Source organism: Mycobacterium sp. 1245805.9 (genome assembly GCF_001672915.1).
Lineage (GTDB): Bacteria > Actinomycetota > Actinomycetes > Mycobacteriales > Mycobacteriaceae > Mycobacterium.
This window is the reverse complement of record NZ_LZKR01000122.1, coordinates 1-21,134: the sequence shown is the minus strand read 5'-3', so window position 1 is coordinate 21,134 and position 21,134 is coordinate 1. Positions and strand designations below refer to the sequence as shown.

Genomic DNA, 21,134 nt, shown 5'->3' with positions numbered 1-21,134 from the left:
GCCGACGAAGAGTTCGTGAATCGGGGTATCGCCGGGTACGTGCTGCCGTACTTCGTCGCGAGCGTGCTCGGCCAGGATCCACGGTGTCGCCGGATCATGTTCGATCCCGATTACCGCAACAAGACGGCACGGCGATTCTGCGAGCGCGCCGGCTGCGTGTTCCTGGGCGAGCACGACATGTCGAACCGGCGAATGGCGCTGTATGCGCTGCCCCGCACGCCCGACGACGTGCCCACGCTCCGCGAGGCCTGAGCGCCCGGCTCAAACCTGCGACGCCGCCCACTGCCCGAACACCACCGCGGCGATGCCCAGGGCGACGCTGACGACGACGTTGGCCAGCGCCGTCCACGTCTGGCGTTCCTCGCCGAGGCGATGCGTTTCCAGCATCCAGGTGGAAAAGGTGGTGTAGGCGCCGACGAACCCGGTGCCCACAACCAGCGCCGCGTCCTTGCTCAGCGCCAGGCCGCCGAGGAAACCCAACAGGAACGCGCCGCTGATGTTGACCGCCAACGTCCCGAACGGAAACGACCGGGCCACCCGGCGCGCCACCGCGCGGTCGATCACGAACCGCAGCACCGACCCGACGCCGCCGACGAGCGCGACGCCCGACCAGACCAACACGGTCGTCATCGGCGCACCCTCACGCGGCGCACGAAGGCGGTGGCCAGGTAGACGGCCAGGAAGCCCAGCACGATGCTGCTGACGGTGTAGGTCGCGGCCATGGCCCAGTGGCCGTGCTCGATCATCCTGACGGTTTCGACCTGCATGGTCGAGAAAGTCGTTAAGCCGCCGCAGAATCCGGTGCCGAGCAGCGGGCGCCGGTAACTCGATACCGGCAGCCGCTCCAGCAGTCGGGTGGTGAAGTAACCGACCAGGGCGGCGCCGACGATGTTGACGATGAACGTCGGCCACGGCCACTGATCCGTGTCGCGGACGAAGACCGTGCTCAGGCCCGCGCGGGCCAGGGCGCCGATCGCTCCGCCGACGAAAACCGCGGCCAGTTCGCGATAGTCGGGTCGTGCCACGCGTTCGGTTCCTTTCCGGCTGGTGAACGCTTCGCAGCATAGAGGGACATGCGCCTACAGCAGCGCGCAGAATTGGTAACCATGGCCCACCCGCGCGCCGGTCAACCGGCCCAGCCCGAAGACCTCGTCGACCTACCGCACCTGGTCACCTCGTATTACTCGATCGAGCCCGACCCGGACGACGTCGCTCAGCAGGTGGTGTTCGGCACGTCGGGTCACCGCGGCTCGGCGCTCAACGGGGCGTTCAACGAGGCCCACATCCTGGCCATCACCCAGGCCATCGTCGAATACCGTGCCGCGCACGGCACCACGGGGCCGTTGTTCATCGGCCGCGACACCCATGGCCTCTCGGAGCCGGCGTGGGTGTCGGCGCTGGAGGTGCTGGCCGCCAACGACGTCGTCGCGATGATCGACTCGCGCGACCGCTACACGCCGACGCCGGCCGTCAGCCACGCCATCCTGACGTACAACCGGGGCCGCACCGAGGGCCTGGCCGACGGGATCGTCGTCACGCCGTCGCATAACCCGCCGCCCGACGGCGGTTTCAAATACAACCCGCCCAACGGCGGCCCCGCGGATACCGACGCGACCAATGCAATCGCCAAGCGCGCCAACGAGATTCTGCGCACCGGATCGGGCGTGCGGCGGGTCCCGCTGGCCCGCGCGCTGGGAAGCGTCGAGCGCTACGACTACCTGGGCACCTACGTCGACGACCTGCCCAACGTGGTCGACGTCGCCGCCATCCGCGAGGCCGGGGTGCGCATCGGCGCCGACCCGCTCGGCGGCGCCAGCGTGGACTACTGGGGGGAGATCGCGCAGCGGCACGGCCTGGACCTGACCGTCGTCAACCCCTTGGTCGACGCGACGTGGCGGTTCATGACCCTCGACCATGACGGCAAGATTCGGATGGACTGCAGCTCGCCGGACGCCATGGCCTCGTTGATTGCCAACCGCGAGCGCTACCAGATCGCCACGGGCAACGACGCCGACTCCGACCGCCACGGCATCGTCACGCCCGACGAGGGGCTGCTGAACCCGAATCACTATCTGGCGGTGGCCATCGACTACCTCTACACCCATCGGCCGTCCTGGCCCGACGGCATCGCGGTCGGGAAGACGGCGGTCAGCTCGTCGATCATCGATCGAGTGGTCGCCGGCATCGGCCGCAAGCTCGTCGAGGTGCCGGTCGGGTTCAAGTGGTTCGTCGACGGCCTCATCGGGGGCACCATCGGCTTCGGCGGCGAGGAGTCGGCGGGGGCGTCGTTCCTGCGGCGCGACGGCTCGGTGTGGACCACCGACAAGGACGGCATCATCCTGGCGCTGCTCGCCTCCGAGATTCTGGCCGTCACCGGTTTGAGCCCCTCGCAGCGTTATCGGGAGCTGACGGCCGAGTACGGCACGCCGTACTACGCGCGCGTCGACGCGCCCGCCGACCGGGACCAGAAGGCCCGGCTTTCCAAGCTCTCGGCCGAGCAGGTGACCGCCACCGAGCTCGCTGGGGAGCCGATAACAGGCAAGCTGACGAGCGCCCCTGGCAACGGCGCGCCGCTTGGCGGGCTGAAGGTCACCACCGCCAATGCGTGGTTTGCTGCGCGGCCGTCGGGCACCGAAGACGTCTACAAAATTTACGCGGAATCTTTCAATGGATCCGAGCATTTGGCGGAGGTGCAGGAAGCCGCGCGCGAGGTGGTGAATAAAGTCATCGGGTGACCCTTTCCCTCCGCCTTGCCCGCTCGGGGGGGCGTGGTCCTCGTTCTGGACGCCTGCCGCGCGAAGTTTGGATCCTCAGCTGGGCCAACATCATGGTGGCACTGGGCTACGGCGTCATCTCGCCGGCGATGCCCGCCTTCGCCCGCACCTTCGGGGTCAGCATCGAGGCGGTGACGTTCTTGGTCACGGTCTTCTCGTTGACCCGACTGTGTTTCGCACCGATAAGCGGACTGTTGGCACAACGGTTGGGTGAACGGCGGCTGTACATCGGTGGTTTGCTGATCGTGGGGTTGGCCACCGCCGCTTGCGCGTTCTCCCAGGCTTACTGGCAACTGCTGTTCTTCCGCGCCCTCAGCGGCCTGGGTTCGACGCTGTTTTACGTCGCGGCCTTGGGGCTGATGATCCACATCAGCCCGCCCGACGTGCGTGGGCGAATCGCGGGCATTTTCACCAGCTCGTTCATGATCGGCGCGGTCGGCGGGCCGGCGGTGGGCGCCCTGACGGCGGGCTGGGGGCTGACGGCTCCGTTCATCGTCTACGGCGCCGCGATGCTGGGTGTGGCCGTGGCGCTGTTCTACGGCTTGCGCAATTCCGCGCTGGCCGCGCCCCTGCCGCCGACGCGATCGACGGTGACCATCCGAGAGGCGTTGGGGTTCCGCGCATATCGGTCGGCGCTGTTGTCCAACTTTGCGATGGGCTGGTCGGCGTTCGGGCTGCGCGTCGCGCTGGTCCCGCTGTTCATTTCCGACGTCATGGGCCGCAGCGTCGGCGTCATCGGCGTGGTGCTGGCAGCGTTCGCGGCCGGCAACGCCGTGGCCGTCATTCCCAGCGGCTACTTATCGGACCGGATGGGACGGCGCACGTTGTTGATCGTCGGCCTGGCGGCATCCGGCGTGGCCACCGCCGCGCTGGGCGTCGCGACGTCGCTGCCCGCGTTCATGGTCGTGGGGTTTGTGTCCGGCCTGACGACCGGCATCTTCATGTCACCCATGCAGGCCGCCGTCGCCGACATCCTTGGCAGAGAAGCGCGTGCGGGCACTCCCGTGGCCGCGGTGCAGATGGCGTCCGACCTGGGCGCCATCGTCGGCTCGATAGCGGTCGGCTGGGTCGCCGAGCACGTGAGCTACGGCTGGGCATTCGGCATCAGTGGGATTGTTCTCTTGGTCGCCGCCGCCGCGTGGGGGCCGGCGCCGGAGACGCGGACGGCGCTCGAGCCGGCCTGACCAGCAACTTTGAACGACGGTTGCGGGTGGTGTAGCTTCGATGGGCACGACTTCTCGGGGCTATGGCGCAGCTGGTAGCGCACCACACTGGCAGTGTGGGGGTCAGGGGTTCGAGTCCCCTTAGCTCCACTTGACACCTAACCCGCTCTGAACAGCTATCAGGGCGGGTTTTGTCATTTGCTGGACCGATCGGGTGCCGGGCCGAGTGTCCTAACTCTGTCCTATCGCTGTCGAGAGCACCGCCGACGCGGCGGTGAGCCGATCGTCGGTGGCGCGCCCGTACACCGCCTGCGTCATGCGCTCGGTGTGACCGTGCCATGCGGCGACCACATCGGCGGCGATGCCCGCCGCGCGCATCCGAGAGATGTTGGAGTGTCGCTGTTTCCGAGCGCGATCGCCTTGAGTCCCGCGGCCTTGCGCTGGGCGGCGAACTCGCGGCTGCAGTCGCGTACCGGCAGCGGCGTGTCGGGCCAGGACCCGATCTCACTGCACCCATGATCGACGGACGCTGACGTCCTGTCGGGCACCCCCGGCGGCATTGGCTACCGCCGCAGTCCCCAGCGGTCGCTGCGCCTCGGCGATCGGGTCACCCTCGAGATCCATGACATCGTGACAGAGATTCCACAGAATTCGCGTCCACCCGCCGGATAACAGTCCATCCGCGATTGGGCCGGCCATCGTCAAGACCGTTGGCGGCCACCAAATACCGCGATCACCGCTTCGACAGTCGGCGCCTGCACTTCTCGGACGCGGAGACGCCAGGAAAGGAACCGTCATAGTTCCTATAGCGGTCGACGTGCTGCATTTGCCGATAACGGCAAGTGGGGGGTCTATTTGAGCATGCTGCCCGCGTCAACGGTCACGGGAAGTCCTGTGATGTAACGCGATTCGTCGGAGGCCAGGAACAGTACCGCATTGCTGATATCTACCGGCTCGACCCATCCGATCGGCAGGACGTGCATCGTTTGCGACACGACCCTGAGATCGTCTGGGCCGGGATTCTCCAGATCCGGCCGAAATAGCCTCATTGTTCCCTCGTTCATGAACATGGGGGTGTTCACGTTAGTCGGATGAATTGAGTTCACCCTGATGGAGTGCTGCCCCAGCTCGACCGCGAAGGTCCGCATCAGGCCGACGACGCCGTGTTTCGCGGCGATGTAGTGGCCGGTGTGCGCGTAGGCCTTGAGACCGCCGACCGAGCTGGTCAAAATGATCGATCCGCCTTGTCCCTGGGAAATCAAGTGCGGCACACCGGCTTTGACTGTCTTCCAGACGCCGGACAGGTTGACGTCGATCATGTCTCGCCAGTCGTCTTCGCTGGTTTTGTCCAGCGTCAGGCCGCCGTTGCCGATTCCCGCGTTGGCGCAGATGATGTCCAAGCGGCCCAGCTGTTCAACACCGCTGTCCACCGCTGCTTTCAGAGCATCGTAGTCACGCACGTCGACTTCTGCCGTCACGATGCGGCGGTTGAGGGCCTTGATGAGGTCGGCCGTCTCGGCCAAGTCATCCGGTGTCGATGGCGGGATCTCCCTATTGCTGCTGATCGGTTTGCAGACATCAATCGCGATGATGTCCGCGCCTTCCTGCGCTAGGCGCACCGCGTGGCTGCGTCCCTGGCCGCGGGCTGCACCGGTGATAAACGCAACCTTGCCCTCAACTCGTCCACCCATGACTGCACCTCACTGATTCGAGACGCCGGTCCGTATAGCCGGCCCGACGCAAGTTGTTCGCCGATGAAAAAGTTTGTCGATCGATCAGGAAGCGTGGCACCAATCGGGCCCGGTGTCAACGGCCGCTTGGGGAACACATCCGAGCTTTCACCGCGCAGCTGTCTTTCTCCGGCTCTGGCCCGACGCCAACCGCTAGGTGCGAGGGGTCGACTTGACTGGAGGTCTCTTGAGAAGTCTCATCTGGCGCTCGACAAGTGCGCGCAACTCGTTGTGCCCTTGGGTTACGCCGACCGCTCGCTCATTGCAAAGGCTGCGTGCGGATTGTGCGATCAGCATTGCGATCGCCACGGCCGGATACTCGTCGAGGTCGATGCCGTTGGCGCGCAGCACCATGGTGACCGCGGCCGTCTCGATGTCGCGTACTCGCTCGGCATATACCTTTAACTCTGCGCCAATCGCCTTGCGGTGATTGGCTAATGCAAGGAACTCGGTGTTGAGTCCTGTCACTGCTGAGTCGCTGTTCATCAACCAGAGCGTCTGCAAGGGGTCGTCATCGGCCAGCAGGGCTCGCATCCGCTGTAAAGCCGCCTCGGCACCGCTGCGCAGAACCTCAACGTACAAGTCGTCCATGGTCGGAAAGTAGTAATAAACCAGGGCCTGCTTGACACCGGCTTCGGCGGCGATCCGTCGCGACGTGGCCGCTGCATAGCCCTCGTCCCGCATGATTCGCGCGGTCGCCTCTATCAGTTTGCTACGTGCGCCAACATCGGAGTTCCTCGTGGTCTGGCGAGTCGTCGGGCGTTTAGGCGCGCCCGCCGTGCTTGACCGGGGTGTGCGATGCGTGGTAGGCATACCACATCCTAACATTTGATCGATCGATCAGTTTGTGGGCCGCAGACGGGAGACGGAGGGATCGTGCGTGTCGCGCTGACCGGCGTCGCCGGTAGTAGGGGTCATCGGGGATGACCGGCCGTATGCGCGTTCGGGTGAACCCGCGCTTGTGTGAGGCGCATGCCCTCTGCGTGGAGATCGCGCCCGAGGTATTCAATCTTGGTGACGACCTCGCCACCTGTGATGAGAGGCCGAATCAATCATTGCGCGACAGCGTGGAAGCCGCAGTGGCCGCCTGTCCGCGCCAAGCCATCAGCGTGGTCATCGAGGAAGGGCCCTGACGTGCTCCGCGTTGCAGGCCAGGAAGAGGAATTTAATCCATGACCGATCTCGTCAACGTCGACTACTTCACCGACGCCGAAGTCGCGCAAGATCCATACGAATATTGGGACTATCTGCGCACTCAGGGCCCGGTGTTCCGCGAACCGCACTACGGGGTGGTGGCTGTCACCGGCTACCAGGAAGTCCAGGCCGCGTTCAAGGATTTCGATGCGTTTTCTGCGGTCAACGCCATCGGTGGTCCATTTCCGCCGCTGCCATTCACGCCAGTTGGCGACGACATCAGCGAACAGATCGAGGCGCATCGGCACGAGTTCCCGATCTTCGAGCATATGGTGGTCATGGATCCGCCCGAACATGAGAAGGCGCGTTCCTTGTTGGGACGGCTGCTGACTCCGCGCCGGCTGCAGGAAAACAAGGACTACATCTGGCAATTGGCCAACCGGCAGATCGACGAGTTCATCGCCAACGGCCGCTGCGAATTCCTCGATGAATACGCCAAGCCGTTCGCGACGCTAGCGATCGCCGATCTGCTCGGAGTTCCGGAAGAGGATCGCCCGGAGATCCGCCATAAGCTTGGGGCCGGTGCGGCGCCGGGTACCAGGGTGGGCGCTCTGGATCACGAGCCGGTGGGCAGCAATCCGCTGCAGTATCTCGACGACCTCTTCAGCGGCTACATCGCCGAGCGGCGCGAGCGACCCCGTGAGGATGTGCTCACCGGCCTGGCGACCGCCACCTACCCCGATGGCTCGACCCCACCGCTCCTGGAAGTGGTGCGGCCTGCGACGTTCTTGTTCGGGGCAGGGCAGGAGACAGTGACCAAGCTGCTCAGCTCGGCTGTGCAGGTCCTCGGTGACCAGCCCGAGCTGCAGGACCGCTTGCGTGCCGACCGAGATCTCGTCGGCCCGTTCATAGAAGAGGCACTCCGCATGCAGAGCCCCACCAAGGTGGACTTTCGGCTGGCGCGCAAGACCACCACCCTGGGCGGCGTGCACATCAAGGCGGGCACCATCCTCATGCTGTGCCTAGGTGCGGCCAATCGTGACCCGCGAAAGTTCGATAACCCCAACGAGTTCCGGGTCGACCGCAAGAATGTGCGGGAGCACCTCGCGTTCGGGCGCGGCATCCATACCTGCGCAGGCGCCCCGTTGGCGCGGGTGGAAGGACAGATCACTATTAACCGCCTGCTGGACCGAACGCGCGACCTCGTTATCAGTGAGGCCAAGCATGGGCCGCTGACGCGCCGGAAATTCCGTTACTCTTCCACGTTCTTGCTTCGGGGACTGAGTGAGCTGCACATCGAGTTCACACCTGCGAGATGACCGCCGTCGTTCCCCACAAATTCTGACCGAAAGGCCTGCAATGATCGTGAAGAGCATCGTGGACGAGATCCGTCACTGGTACGAGTGGGATCGCGAGGGCATCGAGAGCTTCATGCAAACCAAGACCGTCTACGCCCAGCTCTGACGGACCCCGACATTCGCCGGTACCAGCGATTTGATCCGCCGGAGGACGTCGCGTGAAACGAAGTCGGCTAGAGCCGCGACAGCGGCGTGAACAGCTGCTCGACACGGCCGCCGCGATGTTCGCAGAGAAGCCTTATGGAGCTGTCTTCGTCGAGGACATCGCCGCGCGGGCGGGTGTGTCCAGAGCGTCGCTGTATCACTATTTTCCGAGCAAGCGGGAGCTGTACGTGGCGATCTTCAAGCGCGCTAGTCACCGGTTGCTGGCACGCGCCAATCCCGACCCGCAGCTGCCGCTGGCAGAGCAGCTTGCCAGCGGACTCGAGGCCCACATCCAATATTTTGCCGACCATCCCTTTGAAGCAATCGCGATCAACCGTGGCGCACTGTCGGACGACCCCGCGATCCAGGCAATCATCACCGAAGAACTTAATGTCATCGCCCAACGGCTGACCGACAAACTCGTCGCCGAGGGACGTCTCCACGCCGTCACCGAGATTGCTGTAGACGCTTGGTTGGCGTTCGTTCGTGCCGCGTGCGTGAAATGGGTTGAGTCGCAGAAAATCACGCGGGCTGGTCTTACCGAAATGTGTCTGCGTGCATTTGACTGCGTTCTTGGGTATCCCGAAAGGCCGTGCGCTCGGCCGAAGGAACTCACCGGCAGGCGACGGCGCCATGGAGCCTTCGCCAGGGTCACCGAGCTCACCATGGCGATCGTCACCGGATGCGACCATCCGGACCGCGCCACCTGGCCCCTCCGGTGGTAAGGACACCGCAAACGACATCATCGCCAAAGTCCAACGCAGCCGCGGACTCACCGCCTGATCAAATTGCAGACGGATGACTAAGTTGGCTGGCGATAGCTTCACTGGCCGCGATGAACTGATCACCATTGCGGCGGTCGCCCCGGGCAGGTAATGAGCGGGTCACCGCGGCCGAACACGCAGTAGGTTCGTGTTGGTGTGCAGGTCTTGCCGCCGGTCCCGACGCGAAAGTTCGATGCGCAGCGGCCCCTCGCAGGACACGCTGCATCTTTAATGGAGCTGCTGTCGAGGCAGCCACGTGTCGGGTAGACGGGAGAACGAGCAGGGCCGATGTCACCATACGTGTGTACAGCTGACGTCGAGTGGCAAGATTGCCTCATTCGGCCAATGACGATGAGGTGACCATGGCAGCATCGCCGCGCCGCGTGGGCGCAGAAGCGTCAAAGACACGCGACGCCTTGTTGGACTGTGTAGAGAACATGATGCTCGAGGAGGGCTATGCCAGCGTGAGCTACCGCGCGTTAGCGTCCAAAGCTGGCGTCACGGCAAGCTTGGTCCAGTACTACTTTCCGACCCTTGACGAAATCTTCCTGGCGGCGATCCGCCGCTATTCCGACCGCAACCTCGAACGGCTGCGCAGCGCTTTGCAGAAGCGAGCCGACGACCCGCTGCATGCCATGTGGGAGTACAGCTGGAATGAGGGAACTGGGGCACTAATCACGGAGTTCATGGCGCTTGGCAACCACCGAAAGTCGATCCGCTCAGAGATCGCGAAGGTGACCGGGCGCGTGCGGAAGTTACAGATCGATGTTCTAACTCAGACGCTCGGTGTGGACGCGCGCTTCGACGGTCTGTCGCTGGGCGCGTTGGTTTTGCTGATCTCCGGTATTCCAAAATTCGTCAACTTGGAAAAAGGCGTGGGGGTCAAGTCGGCCCACGCGGAGGTTGTGCGTGCGTTTGAGCACTACCTCGATGCAATCGAGCCAGGTGCCGCCCGACGTGATCGTAAGCCCTTCAAGCCACCGGCATAACGAGGTCGATAGCGGTTGTACCCCAACAACTTTCGTGTGTTGACATCGACTGTCGGCGTGACCCAGGTTCGCCAAGAATTGCATTGTGCTGGCCGCGAAGAAGCGATAGCACCATGTGAAGCCGTTGCGAAAGCGGGCCCCTTGGTCCGACGCCCTCAGCCCACACCGCCAAGTTGTTATGCAACGCGCCGGGGGTGGTTGTTGCGAATCGTCACGAGGCCGGCGAAACGATTTGTTTCGGCGATTCATGTCGTCCGGTCGACCAATGCTGTACAGTCGTATGGCATGACTAGGTGTAACGGGCAGAGATCGGGAGTGGCGTTGTGAACGATAGGTTTTCGTTAGCGGGCCGCGTCGCGGTCATCACTGGCGGTGGAACCGGCATCGGACGGGCCTCGGCGCTCGTCCTGGCCCAGCACGGTGCGGATGTCGTGCTCGCAGGACGGCGAGTCGAGCCGCTGAAATCTACGGTCAGCGAGATCGAAGCGCTTGGCCGCCGCGCGATTGCGGTGCCGACCGACGTGACCCAGCCGGACCAATGCCGGGCGCTGGTCGACGCGACGCTCGCCGAGTTCGGTCGCTTGGATGTGCTGCTGAATAATGCGGGCGGTGGCGAAACAAAGCCATTAATGAAGTGGACCGACGAGGAGTGGCGGGAGGTGTTGGACCTGAACCTTTCCAGCGCTTGGTACTTGTCGCGGGCTGCGGTCAAGCCGATGATCGAGCACGGCAAAGGCGCGATCGTCAACATCTCCTCCGGTGCCAGCTTGGTGGCCATGCAGGATGCACCGATTTACGGCGCGGCCAAGGCGGGCTTGAACAACTTGACCGGATCGATGGCGGCGGCATGGACCCGCAAGGGCGTGCGGGTCAACTGCATCGCGTGCGGTGCGATCCGCACCCCTGGGCTTGAGGCGCATGCCCAGCGACAAGGCTTCGAGCCGGACATGGTCGGGCAGACGAACGCCTCCGGTCGTATCGCAGAGCCCGACGAGATCGGCTACGGAGTTTTGTTTTTCGCCTCCGACGCCGCAAGTTACTGCTCGGGTCAGACGTTGTACATGCAGGGTGGCCCTGGCCCGGCCGGCGTCTGATCCAGGGGCTCCAACGGCGGCGCGGCGTATGCATCGCCACCGCGCAACTCGCTTGGGGAGACAGGCATGAACGTCAGCCATCTGGGCTTGCGAGTGCGCAACATCGAGAGAGTCAAGCGCTTCTACGAGGCACTCGGATTTGTTGAGGCAAAGCCGCTCGCCGCACCCGACGCGGTTTCCGGCGGATTGCTCGGAATCACCCCGCCGATCGGTTTCGAGGCCGCCTATCTGGAGAATGATGAGTTCGTTTTGCAGTTGCTCACGTTGCGCGAACACCCCGCGCCAAAGGGTGGTGAGCGCACGATGATTGACGCCGGTCTTACACACCTGTCGATCGCCGTCGGCGACATGGCCGAGGCCCAAGAGGCGGTCCGAAACGCAGAGGGAGTGATCATCGCCGAGGCGGGATTCGCCTGCATGCTGCGTGATCCGGAGGGACAACTAGTCGAGTTGATCCACGCCAGCGTGCGGCCCGTCCTGCGCGCCAGATCCAGGTCGATCGGACTACGAGTTGCCGCGCAGCGCGTTCCCATGCTTCATAGAGCGGATCACGACTCGAGTCGGCGTGATGGCCAGTCACTCTCGAGCCCGCCGTCAACCGCTCTCCCGTTAAGAACGCAGCTCGTCAATTGTCTCGGCATACCGATCAAGGAACGGCAATGTCCTCGACGCATCCTGGCCACCGCGCCGACCGCCACCGACTATGGCGCGGTTGAAGTCGAGGTCGCGATATATCGCCAGAACGGCAAGGGTGGGATCCCCCCATGCCATGATTGTCAGGTCCAGTGTTGCAGGATCCCGGCCAACCTCCTCCGCTGTCCTGCGGAAATCCGCCACTGAGCTCGTCACGTCCGCGAACGCGGCATCGCCGGGAAGCCAGCCGTCGGCCCACGCCAGACAATCTCGTATCGCGTAATGACCGGTGGCGGCGGCCAGCAGCGGCGGTCGTGGCCGTTGAATTGGCTTGGGATACGACCACACCGGATCAAAGTCGTAGAATTCGCCGTGGTGTTGCGACTCGTCGTCGATCCATAGTGAGTCGAGGGCGGCCACGATGTCGGCCAAGGCCCGGTAGGGATCGCACCAGTCAATCGACTGGTGCACCGCTCGTTGGGCGCGGATTCCCGACGCCAACCCCAAGCCGCAGCCGGCCGTCGCTCATCTGGTCAAGAGTGGCGACTTCCCTAGCGAGGGTGAATAATTCGCGTTCGAGGGGCAGTACGGCGGCTGTGCCGATGCGGAGATGCGTCGTTGCCTGAGCGGCTGTCAGGAGCGAGAGAAACGGATCCCACATCTGCTTCTGCGCCTGCAGTAAGCCGGGGTGCAACCGATCCTTGGCCGAGACCGGTACCTGCGGGTGCTCGCCGACCCACAATGACTCGAATCGACGCGATTCCAGCTCGGGGCCGAGTACTCCGGGAGCTATGTCTCCGGGTGTATTCAGGGAGACGAATCCCAGATGCATCAATCCTCCTTCGCCGCAACGGTTTCTTGCGGATGTGTAGGCGTCCGTCCACGGCACTACAGTCACGGGTTGACTCGGCTGGGTCCGATTCCCGCAGAGCTTCATTGCTTTTGCGTCTCTGGAATGTTGTGGACTCCTTTGTGGCGGACGACCGATCGGTCACCACCGATCGACCGGAGCGTCCAGGAGCAGGGGGCGGATGTAGGACGGGTCCGTGTGGTCCCACTTGCCTTTGATGAAGCCTCTCACCGCGCCCGACGCCAGAATGGATGAGTCTCCACTCATCATCCATTCGACGGTGCACCGCCGCAGTACGATCTTCCAGACCCCGTCGCGACGCTCGAGGCGGTCCAGGTAGCGCCCTCCCATCAGGGACACGGCCCTGCCGCCCTTGATCCGCATGGCGCCGATCACATAGCTTTCGCAGTGCGCCTCGTCGCCGCGGATGTCGCACGTGTGAGTTGTGATGTTGTGCAGATGGTCCTCGAACACCGAGCTGTGGGCTTCGTTCGCGTAATCGCCGTACTCTGGACCGGATTTAATTACCGGACCGTGTTCATCGACGCCATCTTCGAAGTAAACGCTCGCCATTAGTTCTGCATCGTGCCGATCATGGCCGCGCGACTGGTTCATAACCACATCGAGGATGGCCATCCGATCTTCTAGGTACTGCAGGCGCTTGTGTAGCTGGGTGGGGTTCGTCATGAATCGTCCTTTCGGATGCGGCGGGCCGACACCGACTGTACATCTGTATAGCACATATCCGGTCGGAGTCGGTTATGGTCCCGGGACCCGCCTCATGGCTGCTATACGTACGTATAGCATTCACGTGCATCCACGGATGGCTAAATCGCGAGGACGACGACGCCAGGGATTGACGTGATGGCGAAAGGAAGGGCCGACATGTTGGAAACAAGGCGGGTAGCCGTGGTTACCGGGGCCAGCCGCGGCGCTGGGGCCGGCATCGCACATGCGCTCGGGGTTCACGGGTGCACGGTTTATGTCACCGGTCGCACCCAGAATCCAGGCGAATCCGCTCTGCGGGGCACGATTCAAGAGACAGCCGAACGCGTGACGGCGGCCGGTGGCGAGGGGATCGCGGTCCGCGTTGACCACGGCGACGACGAGCAGGTCAAGGCATTGTTTGAGCAAATCGAGCGCGAACAGGGCCGGATCGACATCTTGGTCAACAACGCCGCGATTATCCGCGACGAAATGATGGGGCGGACCAAGTTCTGGGAAGAACCGCTCAACGTGCTCGACACACTCCACGTGGGGTTGCGTAGTAGTTATGTCGCGACGGTGTGTGCAGCGCCGTTGATGCTGCCGCAAACCAAGGGTTTGGTCGTCTTCACGTCGTCGTCCGGTGCCGTGCACTACGCCTTCGGCCCGGCTTACGGCGTGCCGAAGGCAGGTACGGACAAAATGGCGGCCGACATGGCGGTCGACTTCGAGGGTTCCGGGATCGCGGCGATCTCGATATGGATGGGATCTCTACTCACCGACCGTGTCCGCCAAATCATCGCGACCAACCCAACAAAGTTGGGCCACATCTTGGAGAGTGCGGAAACCCCGGAACTGACCGGCCATGTGATCTGGGCACTGTACAACGACCAAGACCTCCTGGAGGTCAGTGGACAAACGTTGGTTGGCGCTGAGTTGGCACTGAAGTATGGGATCAAGGATGACGGCGGACGCCAACCGCCTTCCTACCGAGACCTGTTCGACGTCCATCCGCATCAGCAGTACCCACATGTCATGCGGTAGCTACCGGAAGTTGATTTGTGCGTGTCGGTTTGACTGGCGGCGGCCCGTTGCCTTGCCGGAGATTGCGGCCCCGTCCCGTGAGCTTGGCCGGAGATCCCATCGCGCCCAGGTGGCATCCGTCTGGGCCAGCTAGGGCGTCAATAACTCTGGGTGTCAAGTGACGCCGCAAGCGTCGGGGTGAAACTATTTCATTTGGGGATTAGCAATGCGTTCGCCCATAGAGACCTCGCAAATTTGAAGGGCGACGTCGCCAGGGAGCCTTGACGCCGTCAAGACGCCAAAACAAAACCGCAGGTAACGGACGGGAATGAATCGGAACGAGATGTAGCGAATCCGCAGGTGAACCCCGATTTTGCCTGGTCAAAGCAGGGGTTCGAGTCCCCTTAGCTCCACCGTATAAGTGCAGTTCATAGGCACTTTTAGAAGTTACGTCCGGTTTGACGTAACGCTTCACGTGACATCAGCCGTCGTGGCAAGCATCCACGCCCAGAAGAACCGCGCCGGGAGCACCTACCGCGTCTTGTGGCGCCAGAACGGCCGGCAACGCTCACTGTCGTTCGAAAACCTGCCCGCCGCAGAGCGTTTCAAGACGCTGCTTGAGGACCACGGTCCCGACGGGGCGCTGCGGATCATCGAGCCAGACGAGATCGGCCGCCACGTGCCCACCGTCGCCGGTGGCCGCACACGCATATCGACAATTTGACCGGGCTGCAGTCGGACACCGTCAACCGCGCGCACGGGTTCAGTCGGCCAGGAACGCGACCGCTTTCGGGGCAAACTCGGCGTGATATTGGAAGATTCCACCGTGGCCGGAGTTCGGGTAGATGATGAGCCGCGAGCCCGGGATCCTGCGGTGCAGGTCTTCGGAGAGGGGTGTCGGCACCATCCGATCGTGGTCGCCATTGGCGATGAGCGTGGGTTGGCTGATCTTCGACAGGTCGGCCGGTGCTGAGCGGCCCCATTTCTTGATCGCCTTGAGTTGCCTTTGGAGTGCCCTGATCTTGATGGGGGTGTCGCGATCCTCAGTGCGTTCCTCCAGGCGTTCGACGAACTGGCGACCTGCGCGGCGACCGACGTCGTCGCGGTTGAAGAAAAGCAACTCCTTAGGATCCACACGTCTGAGAGTCGCACGCACCATGTCGTAATACGTGACCCCGGCGACCTTGTCGATCCCCTTCCCGCCGGCGGGTCCGGTCCCGGTGAGGATCAGCTTGCGGACCATCTCCGGGTGTTTGAGCACGAACGCCTGGGCGACCATACCGCCGAGCGAGAACGAGAAGATGTCGATCTTGCGATGCCCGAGTGCGGTGATGAACGTGTAGGCGTCGTCGGCCATCTCCTCGACGCTGAGTGGCACATCGCCGCTGGAGGCGCCGACACCGCGGTTGTCGAACGCGATGACGTGGTGATGCGCGGCAATCGGATCGATGATGCGCGGATCCCAGTTGTCGAGAACGGCCGCGAGATGGCCGAAGAACACCACCGGCACACCCCCTTTGGGGCCCAGCTCCCGATAGGCGAAATTCACTCTGCCGGCGCTGACGGTGCGTGCCGGAGCATCACGGTAGGACAGGATCAGCTCATCGTTGTGGTTTGCGTTGTTCATCGAACACTCCCTTTGTCATCGTTGGTTGAGTCGTCACCGAGAAAGCGCAGCACGTCGGCAACAAACGTTTCGTGGTGCTGGAACACTCCGCCGTGTCCGGAGCGCGGGTAGATCTTCAACTCCGCGTTGGGAATGCGCTGCGCGATGTCGGCGGAGAGGCTGCTGGCGACCATCAGGTCGTGGTCACCGTTGGCCACCAGGACCGGCTGGGTGATCGTCGACAGGTCATCGGGGGCGCTCAAGCCCGCCCGCCGGATCGCCTTCAGTTGCGCGACACGAGCTTGTATCGATATGGGCTCGTCGCGGTCGTTGGTGCGTTCCTTGAGGCGGCGCAGATAGTCGGTGGCGGCGCGCTTGCCTTCACCGGTGCGAGGAAAGAAGAGGAAATTCCTCGGATCACTCAGTGTGAGAGCGGCTCTGACGTAGGCGATGATGAAGATCTTGGTGATCTGCTCGATGCCTCCTCCGCCGCGCGGTCCCGTGCCGGCCAGGACCATGCGTCGCACCAACTCTGGCGCCTGCAGGGCGATCATCTGGGCGACGGCGCCGCCCAATGAGAATCCCAACAGGTCGACCTGCGTCAGGCCCAGCGCCCGGATGAAGGCGATCGCGTCCGCGCCCATCTGGTCGATCTCCGTGGGCACCCTGGAGCTCGTCGCGCCGACCCCCCGATTGTCGAACGCGATGACACGATGGTGCGCGGCGATTCCGTCGATGACCCGCGGATCCCAGTCGTCGAGAACTGCGGTCAGATGGTGCAGAAAAATTACCGGAACACCAGTAGCGGGCCCGAGTTCGCGGTAGGCGAACTCGACTCCGTTAGCGCGAATCTTGCGTGTGGGTACGTCTTTCCAGGTGGCCATAGGATCTCCTTCGGTGTGCTGCCCGCGTACGACGCGGAGGGAACGCTCAGTCATCTCGATTGAGCCTGTCGAGTTCGGCAAGGACCTTGAGCGTGCTCGGATCGCGCGACAGGCGGGCGTCGAGCAGGGGGTGGATGATGCCCCGCAGTGCCGAGATCGCATTCCAGCGCGCTGGAACTACCACCCGGGGCGCCCGACTGACCAGTCCTTCAGCCAGTGCGGAAGCGGCGGTCTCTGGCTCGAGCCGCAGCCGGTAGGGGGGCGGTAGTGCGTTGAGCAGTTGTCCCACAATCGGATTGGCGTCGACTCCGTCTCTGATCATCTTGGTGTTGATCAGCGAGAAATAGGCGGTCGTGGTCGTCACGCCGTGTGCGGCGAGCTCGATCTGAAGTCCGCGCCCGAGTGCCTCGACGGCGGTCTTAGTCATCGCGTAGGGGATGACGCCCATCCCATTGAGGAATGCGAATACCGAGCTGATCAGGACAATTTGGCCGCGGTGGGTGATGAGCTCGTCCATCGCTGCGTGGACCGTGTTGAGGACGCCAGTCACATTCACGGCGAAGGCCGAATCGATGGCAGCCTCGGAGGTGACACGCAGGGTGCCGACAGGGGGCAGGATGCCCGCATTGGCGACGGCGATGTCGACGCGACCGAACCTGTCGACCACGTTGGCCACCGTCGACTCCATCTCGCTGCGGCTGCGCACATCGGCCACGACGCCCATGGCCGCTGTCGCCGATAATCCCTCGGCGATCTGCGGCGTGTGCGGGTTGATGTCCAGCACCGCTACTTTGGCCCCTCGGCGAAGGAGCTCGCGGGCGGTTGCGTTCCCGATGCCGCTGGTTCCGCCGGTGATCACGGAGACCTTGCCGACGAGGTCATACGGCAACCCGCGAGCAGTGCGCCTCATTGTCTGCCAATCATAATATTATGACCGTACGTCAATAGGGTATGGTGAGTCAAGAAGATGCTTTGGCAGAAGGGATGGCGGTGGCCAGATACGACAAGTCGCACAAGAGCGAGACGCGGCGCCGAATCATCGAGCACGCGGCGCGCCGTCTGAAACGCAGCGGTATCGACGGATCCGGTGTTGCGACGTTGATGTCGGACGCGGGGCTCACGAATGGTGCCTTCTACGCGCACTTCGCGTCGAAGAACGACCTAGTGGCCAACGTGGTGGCAGACCAACTGGACATTCAGGCCGCCACGTTGCGGTCGCTTCGACCCGGCAGGGAGGCGATCGAGCAGTTCATCCGCGGATACCTCTCGCCGGATCACCGCGACCAACCGGCGACTGGGTGTCCGTCAGCGGCTCTGCTCGACGAGATAGGCCGCTGCGACGGACAGGTCCGGGATTCCTACACCGGGGGCGTGCAAGCCATTGTCGACGCAGTGGCAGCTCACCTGTCGCCAGATGATCCGTCGACCGCGCGGAGCAGGGCGACCGGGCTGTTCACACTTCTCATCGGCAGCATGCAACTCGCGCGCGCGGTCACAGACCCGACTTTGTCCGACGGCGTGCTCGAGGCAGGTATCAGCTCTGCGCTCGAGCTCCTGAGCCTGAACAGCCCGAACTGACAACGCCACACGACCGTCGATACACGGCACCGGCGGCTTCGCCGGCCCACGTCCTCACACCACTACGCCATCCCATCGGTTCGACGATGCACTGATCTCCGCCACCTTCGAGAGGAACAACCCGCTCCGCAGAAACCAAAACGGCGACACTCCTCGTAGTTGTGTTGCGGGACAGCGCCCCAATTCTGCGGCCGCTGGCCGGATGCGCCAGAGGCGTCGCGGCTGGACGGGCCACCCATTTGAGACGTGACCTATTGCACTTGGATTATAACGAAGTTATAGTCATCTCATGCGTCGTAACTTGTCAGGCCGAAAGTTGGTTATCACCGGAGCCGCACGTGGCATCGGTGAGAAGGTGGCACGGCTTGCCTTCGCCCGTGGTGCTCGTGTGGCTCTGATCGGGCTCGAACCCGATCGGCTGAGCGTCCTCGCAGCTGAGCTCGGCCCCGCAGTGTCGTGGTGGGAGGCTGACGTACGTGACGGCGCCGCTTTGCATTCGGCGATCGATGACTGCGCGTTGGCGATGGGCGGCATCGACATCGTCGTCGCCAATGCCGGGGTTGCTGCGTATGGAACGGTCCGGCAAGCCGAGGAGGCATCGTTCGAACGGGTTGTCGATATCAACCTCAACGGCGTCTTCCGCACCCTCAAATATGCGACGCCCCATTTGGAGCGCAGTCGAGGCCACGCGATGGTGGTGGCGTCCGCGATATCGTTCACGCCACTAGCCGGTCTGGCCTCATACGCCGCAAGCAAAGCCGGGGTGGAAATGCTCGCTCTGGCCTACCGCCAAGAAGTTGCGCACCTCGGCGTCACCGTCGGCCTGGTCCATCCATCGTGGATCGACACAGACCTGGTGAGAAGCGCCGAAGCGGATCTTCCCTCGTTCCAAGAACTTCGGACGCGACTGCCGTATCCCGGCAATGTCACCACCAGTGTCGACAGGGTCGCAGCCGCGATCGTGCGCGGTCTTGTGCGCCGGCGCCGCCGTGTGTACGTCCCGCGCGCAGTCGTGGTTGCGAATTGGGCCAAGGCCGCTCTCAACTCGCCAGCCGCATGGCCGTGGATGAGGCGGTTCGCAGCCGAGGTGACTCCGGCACTCGAGCGCGAGGTCGCCGCATTGGGACGCCTCGACCAACTCGTGCCGGCCGCCGAAATCCGCTCGGCGTCGGTCACGCGATAGTCCCTGCCCGGCTCGGACGACGATTCGGCCTCTTTTGAACCTATGGGAATAACGAAGCAATGCTCGTTGTATAACAAAGTTATACAGGCTGGCCAATCGGCCGTCGATCTCTGATGAAAGTGGACCGAGAATGAAAGCATTCGTCGTCGCGAAGTACGGCAAAGACGGTTTCCGCGTCGCGGATGTACCCGACCCGAGGGTCGGCGACAGTGACGTCCTGGTCAGGGTGCGCGCGGCGAGCATCAATCCACTGGACAAGATGCTCCGCAACGGCGAGTTCAAGCAGCTCCTGAAATACAAGACCCCCTTCACGATCGGCCATGACGTCGCGGGTGTGGTGACCCAGGTGGGTCCGGGAGTCCGCGACTTCGCGGTCGGCGACGAGGTATACGCGCGTCCACGCGACCTCCGCATCGGAACTCTTGCCGAGTACATCGCGATCGACGAGAAGGACGTCGCACGCAAGCCGGCTTCGCTGACACTGCACGAGGCCGCGGCGGTCCCCTTGGTCGCGCTAGCCGCCTGGCAGATCCTGGTCGAGAAGGCCCAGGTCAAGCCAGGGCAGAAGGTCCTCGTCCACGCCGGCGCCGGAGGGCTCGGATCCACTGTCATCCAGCTCGCCAAGTACCTTGGTGCGCACGTGGCGACAACGACCTCTGGCCGCACAGAGCAACTCGTCCGCAGCCTCGGAGCCGATGTCGTCATCGACTACACCAAGGAGGACTTCTCCCAGATCTTCTCTGGCTACGACGTCGCGGTGGACTCGCTTGGCGGCGAAAACCTCATGAAGTCGCTCACTGTGCTCAAGCCCGGCGGCCTGGCGATCGGCGTCGCCGGTCCGCCCGACGCCGGGTTCGCCAAGCAGCTCGGCGCCCCCAAGCCTTTCGAGTTCGTATTGTCCTTCATGAGCCGCAAGGTCCGAAGGGCCGCGAAGAAGCTCGGGGTCCGCTATTCGTTCTTGTTCATGCGGGCCAGTGGTGCGCAACTCCGAGAGCTCGCGGCCCTCTACGAGTCGGGACGACTACGCCCGGTTATCGACTCGGTCTTCGCATTCGACCGAACTCTCGACGCGCTCGCCTACGTGGAGAGCGGCAAGGTCAAGGCCGGCAAGGTCGTCGTCGCGGTCGATTGACCCTACGGCCGTCGCGGCTTGTAACCTCGTTCTACGAGTTCTATGCCGGTCGCGATGGGAGGTGCCTGCTCCAATGCCCCAACCTCGCAAGGAGACCGCACCGCGACTGACAAGAGAACAGGCCGTGGAGCGATTGGTTGATGCGGCCACGGCGTTGCTCGCCGAGAAGGGGCCATCCGAGATCAAGGCGCGGTCGGTCGCCGAGGCCGCGGGAGTGTCGACGATCGCGGTCTATTACCACCTCGGCGGACTTCCTGAGCTCCTCCAAGCTGTCGTCGACAGAGGGTTTCAGGATCTGGGTCGCGCCTTCGCCGCCGCACCATCGAGCAAAGATCCGGTCACCGCCCTCTTTTCGATGGCCCTGGCGACTCGACGGTTCGCCACCGACAA

At 63.5% G+C, this 21,134-nt stretch carries 23 protein-coding genes, 1 tRNA gene and 2 pseudogenes; 16 read left to right on the top strand and 10 right to left on the bottom strand.

The window, feature by feature from the left end:
- On the top strand, positions 1–252 hold a 252-nt coding region (locus A9X00_RS16980; RefSeq protein WP_156772139.1), incomplete at its 5' end, for a GNAT family N-acetyltransferase.
- 9 nt (positions 253–261) lie between these two features.
- Here A9X00_RS16980 and crcB (A9X00_RS16975) read toward each other — a convergent pair.
- Together crcB (A9X00_RS16975) and crcB (A9X00_RS16970) are read right to left on the bottom strand one after the other, a co-directional pair.
- On the bottom strand, positions 262–630 hold the full coding sequence (gene crcB / locus A9X00_RS16975) for a fluoride efflux transporter CrcB (protein ID WP_067155656.1): 369 nt from the start codon (positions 628–630) through the stop codon (positions 262–264).
- Positions 627–1,025 carry a fluoride efflux transporter CrcB gene (gene crcB / locus A9X00_RS16970; RefSeq protein ID WP_067155653.1) on the bottom strand — a complete coding sequence of 133 codons (399 nt, stop codon included), beginning with the start codon at positions 1,023–1,025 and terminating at the stop codon, positions 627–629. The genes crcB (A9X00_RS16975) and crcB (A9X00_RS16970) overlap by 4 nt, the downstream gene beginning before the upstream one ends.
- 81 nt (positions 1,026–1,106) lie before the next feature.
- Between crcB (A9X00_RS16970) and pgm the strand changes: the two genes are divergently transcribed.
- From pgm to A9X00_RS16955, 3 genes are all read left to right on the top strand, one after another.
- Entirely contained in the window at positions 1,107–2,735 is a 1,629-nt protein-coding gene (gene pgm / locus A9X00_RS16965; protein WP_067155650.1) for a phosphoglucomutase (alpha-D-glucose-1,6-bisphosphate-dependent), read from the top strand.
- Between the two features lie 71 nt (positions 2,736–2,806).
- The gene (locus A9X00_RS16960) at positions 2,807–3,958 is read left to right on the top strand and encodes an MFS transporter (protein WP_369830763.1); all 1,152 of its coding nucleotides are present in this window, start codon (positions 2,807–2,809) and stop codon (positions 3,956–3,958) included.
- Between the two features lie 56 nt (positions 3,959–4,014).
- Positions 4,015–4,087: transfer RNA gene (locus tag A9X00_RS16955), tRNA-Ala, on the top strand.
- A gap of 81 nt (positions 4,088–4,168) precedes the next feature.
- Here the strand turns inward: A9X00_RS16955 and A9X00_RS31985 are convergent.
- The 3 genes from A9X00_RS31985 to A9X00_RS16945 all read right to left on the bottom strand — a co-directional run bounded on the left by A9X00_RS31985 (position 4,169) and on the right by A9X00_RS16945 (position 6,375).
- Positions 4,169–4,315 (bottom strand): hypothetical protein, encoded by a 147-nt coding sequence (locus A9X00_RS31985; RefSeq protein ID WP_232006853.1) that lies wholly within the window; start codon positions 4,313–4,315, stop codon positions 4,169–4,171.
- Positions 4,316–4,788: 473 nt separating this feature from the next.
- Positions 4,789–5,628 carry a mycofactocin-coupled SDR family oxidoreductase gene (locus A9X00_RS16950; protein WP_067155644.1) on the bottom strand — a complete coding sequence of 280 codons (840 nt, stop codon included), beginning with the start codon at positions 5,626–5,628 and terminating at the stop codon, positions 4,789–4,791.
- A 192-nt stretch (positions 5,629–5,820) separates the two neighbouring features.
- Positions 5,821–6,375, bottom strand: coding sequence for a TetR/AcrR family transcriptional regulator (locus A9X00_RS16945; RefSeq protein ID WP_067155665.1), 555 nt, complete (start codon positions 6,373–6,375; stop codon positions 5,821–5,823).
- Between the two features lie 227 nt (positions 6,376–6,602).
- Between A9X00_RS16945 and A9X00_RS30005 the strand changes: the two genes are divergently transcribed.
- From A9X00_RS30005 to A9X00_RS30000, 6 genes and pseudogenes are all read left to right on the top strand, one after another.
- Complete coding sequence (locus tag A9X00_RS30005; protein ID WP_082975343.1) at positions 6,603–6,800, top strand: ferredoxin; 198 nt, start codon at positions 6,603–6,605, stop codon at positions 6,798–6,800.
- 39 nt (positions 6,801–6,839) lie between these two features.
- Positions 6,840–8,120, top strand: coding sequence for a cytochrome P450 (locus A9X00_RS16940; RefSeq protein ID WP_067155642.1), 1,281 nt, complete (start codon positions 6,840–6,842; stop codon positions 8,118–8,120).
- A 197-nt stretch (positions 8,121–8,317) separates the two neighbouring features.
- On the top strand, positions 8,318–9,028 hold the full coding sequence (locus tag A9X00_RS16935; RefSeq protein WP_067155639.1) for a TetR/AcrR family transcriptional regulator: 711 nt from the start codon (positions 8,318–8,320) through the stop codon (positions 9,026–9,028).
- 401 nt (positions 9,029–9,429) lie between these two features.
- Positions 9,430–10,056 (top strand): TetR/AcrR family transcriptional regulator, encoded by a 627-nt coding sequence (locus A9X00_RS16930; RefSeq protein ID WP_067155662.1) that lies wholly within the window; start codon positions 9,430–9,432, stop codon positions 10,054–10,056.
- A gap of 323 nt (positions 10,057–10,379) precedes the next feature.
- Positions 10,380–11,150, top strand: coding sequence for an SDR family NAD(P)-dependent oxidoreductase (locus tag A9X00_RS16925; RefSeq protein WP_067155636.1), 771 nt, complete (start codon positions 10,380–10,382; stop codon positions 11,148–11,150).
- Positions 11,151–11,216: 66 nt separating this feature from the next.
- A pseudogene (locus A9X00_RS30000) lies at positions 11,217–11,627 on the top strand (VOC family protein); the annotation flags it as partial.
- A gap of 132 nt (positions 11,628–11,759) precedes the next feature.
- On the opposite strand, the pseudogene A9X00_RS16920 reads toward A9X00_RS30000, so the two are convergent.
- Positions 11,760–12,615 (bottom strand): annotated as a pseudogene (locus A9X00_RS16920) (TIGR03619 family F420-dependent LLM class oxidoreductase).
- A 159-nt stretch (positions 12,616–12,774) separates the two neighbouring features.
- Positions 12,775–13,320, bottom strand: a complete 546-nt coding sequence (locus A9X00_RS16915; RefSeq protein ID WP_067155633.1) for a nuclear transport factor 2 family protein — start codon at positions 13,318–13,320, stop codon at positions 12,775–12,777.
- A 198-nt stretch (positions 13,321–13,518) separates the two neighbouring features.
- Between A9X00_RS16915 and A9X00_RS16910 the strand changes: the two genes are divergently transcribed.
- Positions 13,519–14,382, top strand: a complete 864-nt coding sequence (locus A9X00_RS16910) for an SDR family NAD(P)-dependent oxidoreductase (RefSeq protein ID WP_067155630.1) — start codon at positions 13,519–13,521, stop codon at positions 14,380–14,382.
- A gap of 454 nt (positions 14,383–14,836) precedes the next feature.
- Positions 14,837–15,085: a hypothetical protein gene (locus tag A9X00_RS16905; RefSeq protein WP_156772137.1), complete on the top strand. Its 249-nt coding sequence runs from the start codon at positions 14,837–14,839 to the stop codon at positions 15,083–15,085.
- A 39-nt stretch (positions 15,086–15,124) separates the two neighbouring features.
- Here A9X00_RS16905 and A9X00_RS16900 read toward each other — a convergent pair whose 3' ends face one another.
- From A9X00_RS16900 to A9X00_RS16890, 3 genes are read right to left on the bottom strand one after another with little or no spacing between them, the layout of a single operon-like run.
- Positions 15,125–15,988, bottom strand: coding sequence for an alpha/beta fold hydrolase (locus A9X00_RS16900; RefSeq protein WP_067155625.1), 864 nt, complete (start codon positions 15,986–15,988; stop codon positions 15,125–15,127).
- On the bottom strand, positions 15,985–16,851 hold the full coding sequence (locus tag A9X00_RS16895) for an alpha/beta fold hydrolase (RefSeq protein WP_067155622.1): 867 nt from the start codon (positions 16,849–16,851) through the stop codon (positions 15,985–15,987). Before A9X00_RS16895 ends, A9X00_RS16900 begins: the two co-directional genes overlap by 4 nt.
- A 46-nt stretch (positions 16,852–16,897) precedes the next feature.
- A complete protein-coding gene (locus tag A9X00_RS16890; RefSeq protein ID WP_067155619.1) occupies positions 16,898–17,761 on the bottom strand; it encodes an SDR family NAD(P)-dependent oxidoreductase in 864 nt (287 codons plus the stop codon).
- Between the two features lie 62 nt (positions 17,762–17,823).
- On the opposite strand from A9X00_RS16890, the gene A9X00_RS16885 reads away from it, so the two are divergent.
- The 4 genes from A9X00_RS16885 to A9X00_RS16870 all read left to right on the top strand — a co-directional run.
- Positions 17,824–18,429, top strand: a complete 606-nt coding sequence (locus A9X00_RS16885) for a TetR/AcrR family transcriptional regulator (RefSeq protein ID WP_369830762.1) — start codon at positions 17,824–17,826, stop codon at positions 18,427–18,429.
- A gap of 289 nt (positions 18,430–18,718) precedes the next feature.
- Positions 18,719–19,612 (top strand): short-chain dehydrogenase/reductase, encoded by an 894-nt coding sequence (locus tag A9X00_RS16880; RefSeq protein ID WP_067155616.1) that lies wholly within the window; start codon positions 18,719–18,721, stop codon positions 19,610–19,612.
- Between the two features lie 130 nt (positions 19,613–19,742).
- Positions 19,743–20,744 carry an NADP-dependent oxidoreductase gene (locus A9X00_RS16875; protein WP_067155613.1) on the top strand — a complete coding sequence of 334 codons (1,002 nt, stop codon included), beginning with the start codon at positions 19,743–19,745 and terminating at the stop codon, positions 20,742–20,744.
- Between the two features lie 73 nt (positions 20,745–20,817).
- Positions 20,818–21,134 (top strand): TetR/AcrR family transcriptional regulator (locus A9X00_RS16870; protein ID WP_156772136.1); only part of this gene is annotated, 317 nt, incomplete at its 3' end.

Coding starts and splice junctions, on each gene's coding strand:
- A9X00_RS16930 (WP_067155662.1), top strand. CDS start 9,430: ATGGCAGCATCGCCGCGCCGCGTGGGCGCAGAAGCGTCAAAGACACGC.
- A9X00_RS30005 (WP_082975343.1), top strand. CDS start 6,603: ATGCGCGTTCGGGTGAACCCGCGCTTGTGTGAGGCGCATGCCCTCTGC.
- A9X00_RS16940 (WP_067155642.1), top strand. CDS start 6,840: ATGACCGATCTCGTCAACGTCGACTACTTCACCGACGCCGAAGTCGCG.
- A9X00_RS16915 (WP_067155633.1), bottom strand. CDS start 13,320: ATGACGAACCCCACCCAGCTACACAAGCGCCTGCAGTACCTAGAAGAT.
- A9X00_RS16950 (WP_067155644.1), bottom strand. CDS start 5,628: ATGGGTGGACGAGTTGAGGGCAAGGTTGCGTTTATCACCGGTGCAGCC.
- crcB (WP_067155656.1), bottom strand. CDS start 630: ATGACGACCGTGTTGGTCTGGTCGGGCGTCGCGCTCGTCGGCGGCGTC.
- A9X00_RS16880 (WP_067155616.1), top strand. CDS start 18,719: ATGCGTCGTAACTTGTCAGGCCGAAAGTTGGTTATCACCGGAGCCGCA.
- A9X00_RS16875 (WP_067155613.1), top strand. CDS start 19,743: ATGAAAGCATTCGTCGTCGCGAAGTACGGCAAAGACGGTTTCCGCGTC.
- A9X00_RS16895 (WP_067155622.1), bottom strand. CDS start 16,851: ATGGCCACCTGGAAAGACGTACCCACACGCAAGATTCGCGCTAACGGA.
- pgm (WP_067155650.1), top strand. CDS start 1,107: ATGGCCCACCCGCGCGCCGGTCAACCGGCCCAGCCCGAAGACCTCGTC.
- A9X00_RS16890 (WP_067155619.1), bottom strand. CDS start 17,761: ATGAGGCGCACTGCTCGCGGGTTGCCGTATGACCTCGTCGGCAAGGTC.
- A9X00_RS16900 (WP_067155625.1), bottom strand. CDS start 15,988: ATGAACAACGCAAACCACAACGATGAGCTGATCCTGTCCTACCGTGAT.
- A9X00_RS16910 (WP_067155630.1), top strand. CDS start 13,519: ATGTTGGAAACAAGGCGGGTAGCCGTGGTTACCGGGGCCAGCCGCGGC.
- A9X00_RS31985 (WP_232006853.1), bottom strand. CDS start 4,315: ATGCGCGCGGCGGGCATCGCCGCCGATGTGGTCGCCGCATGGCACGGT.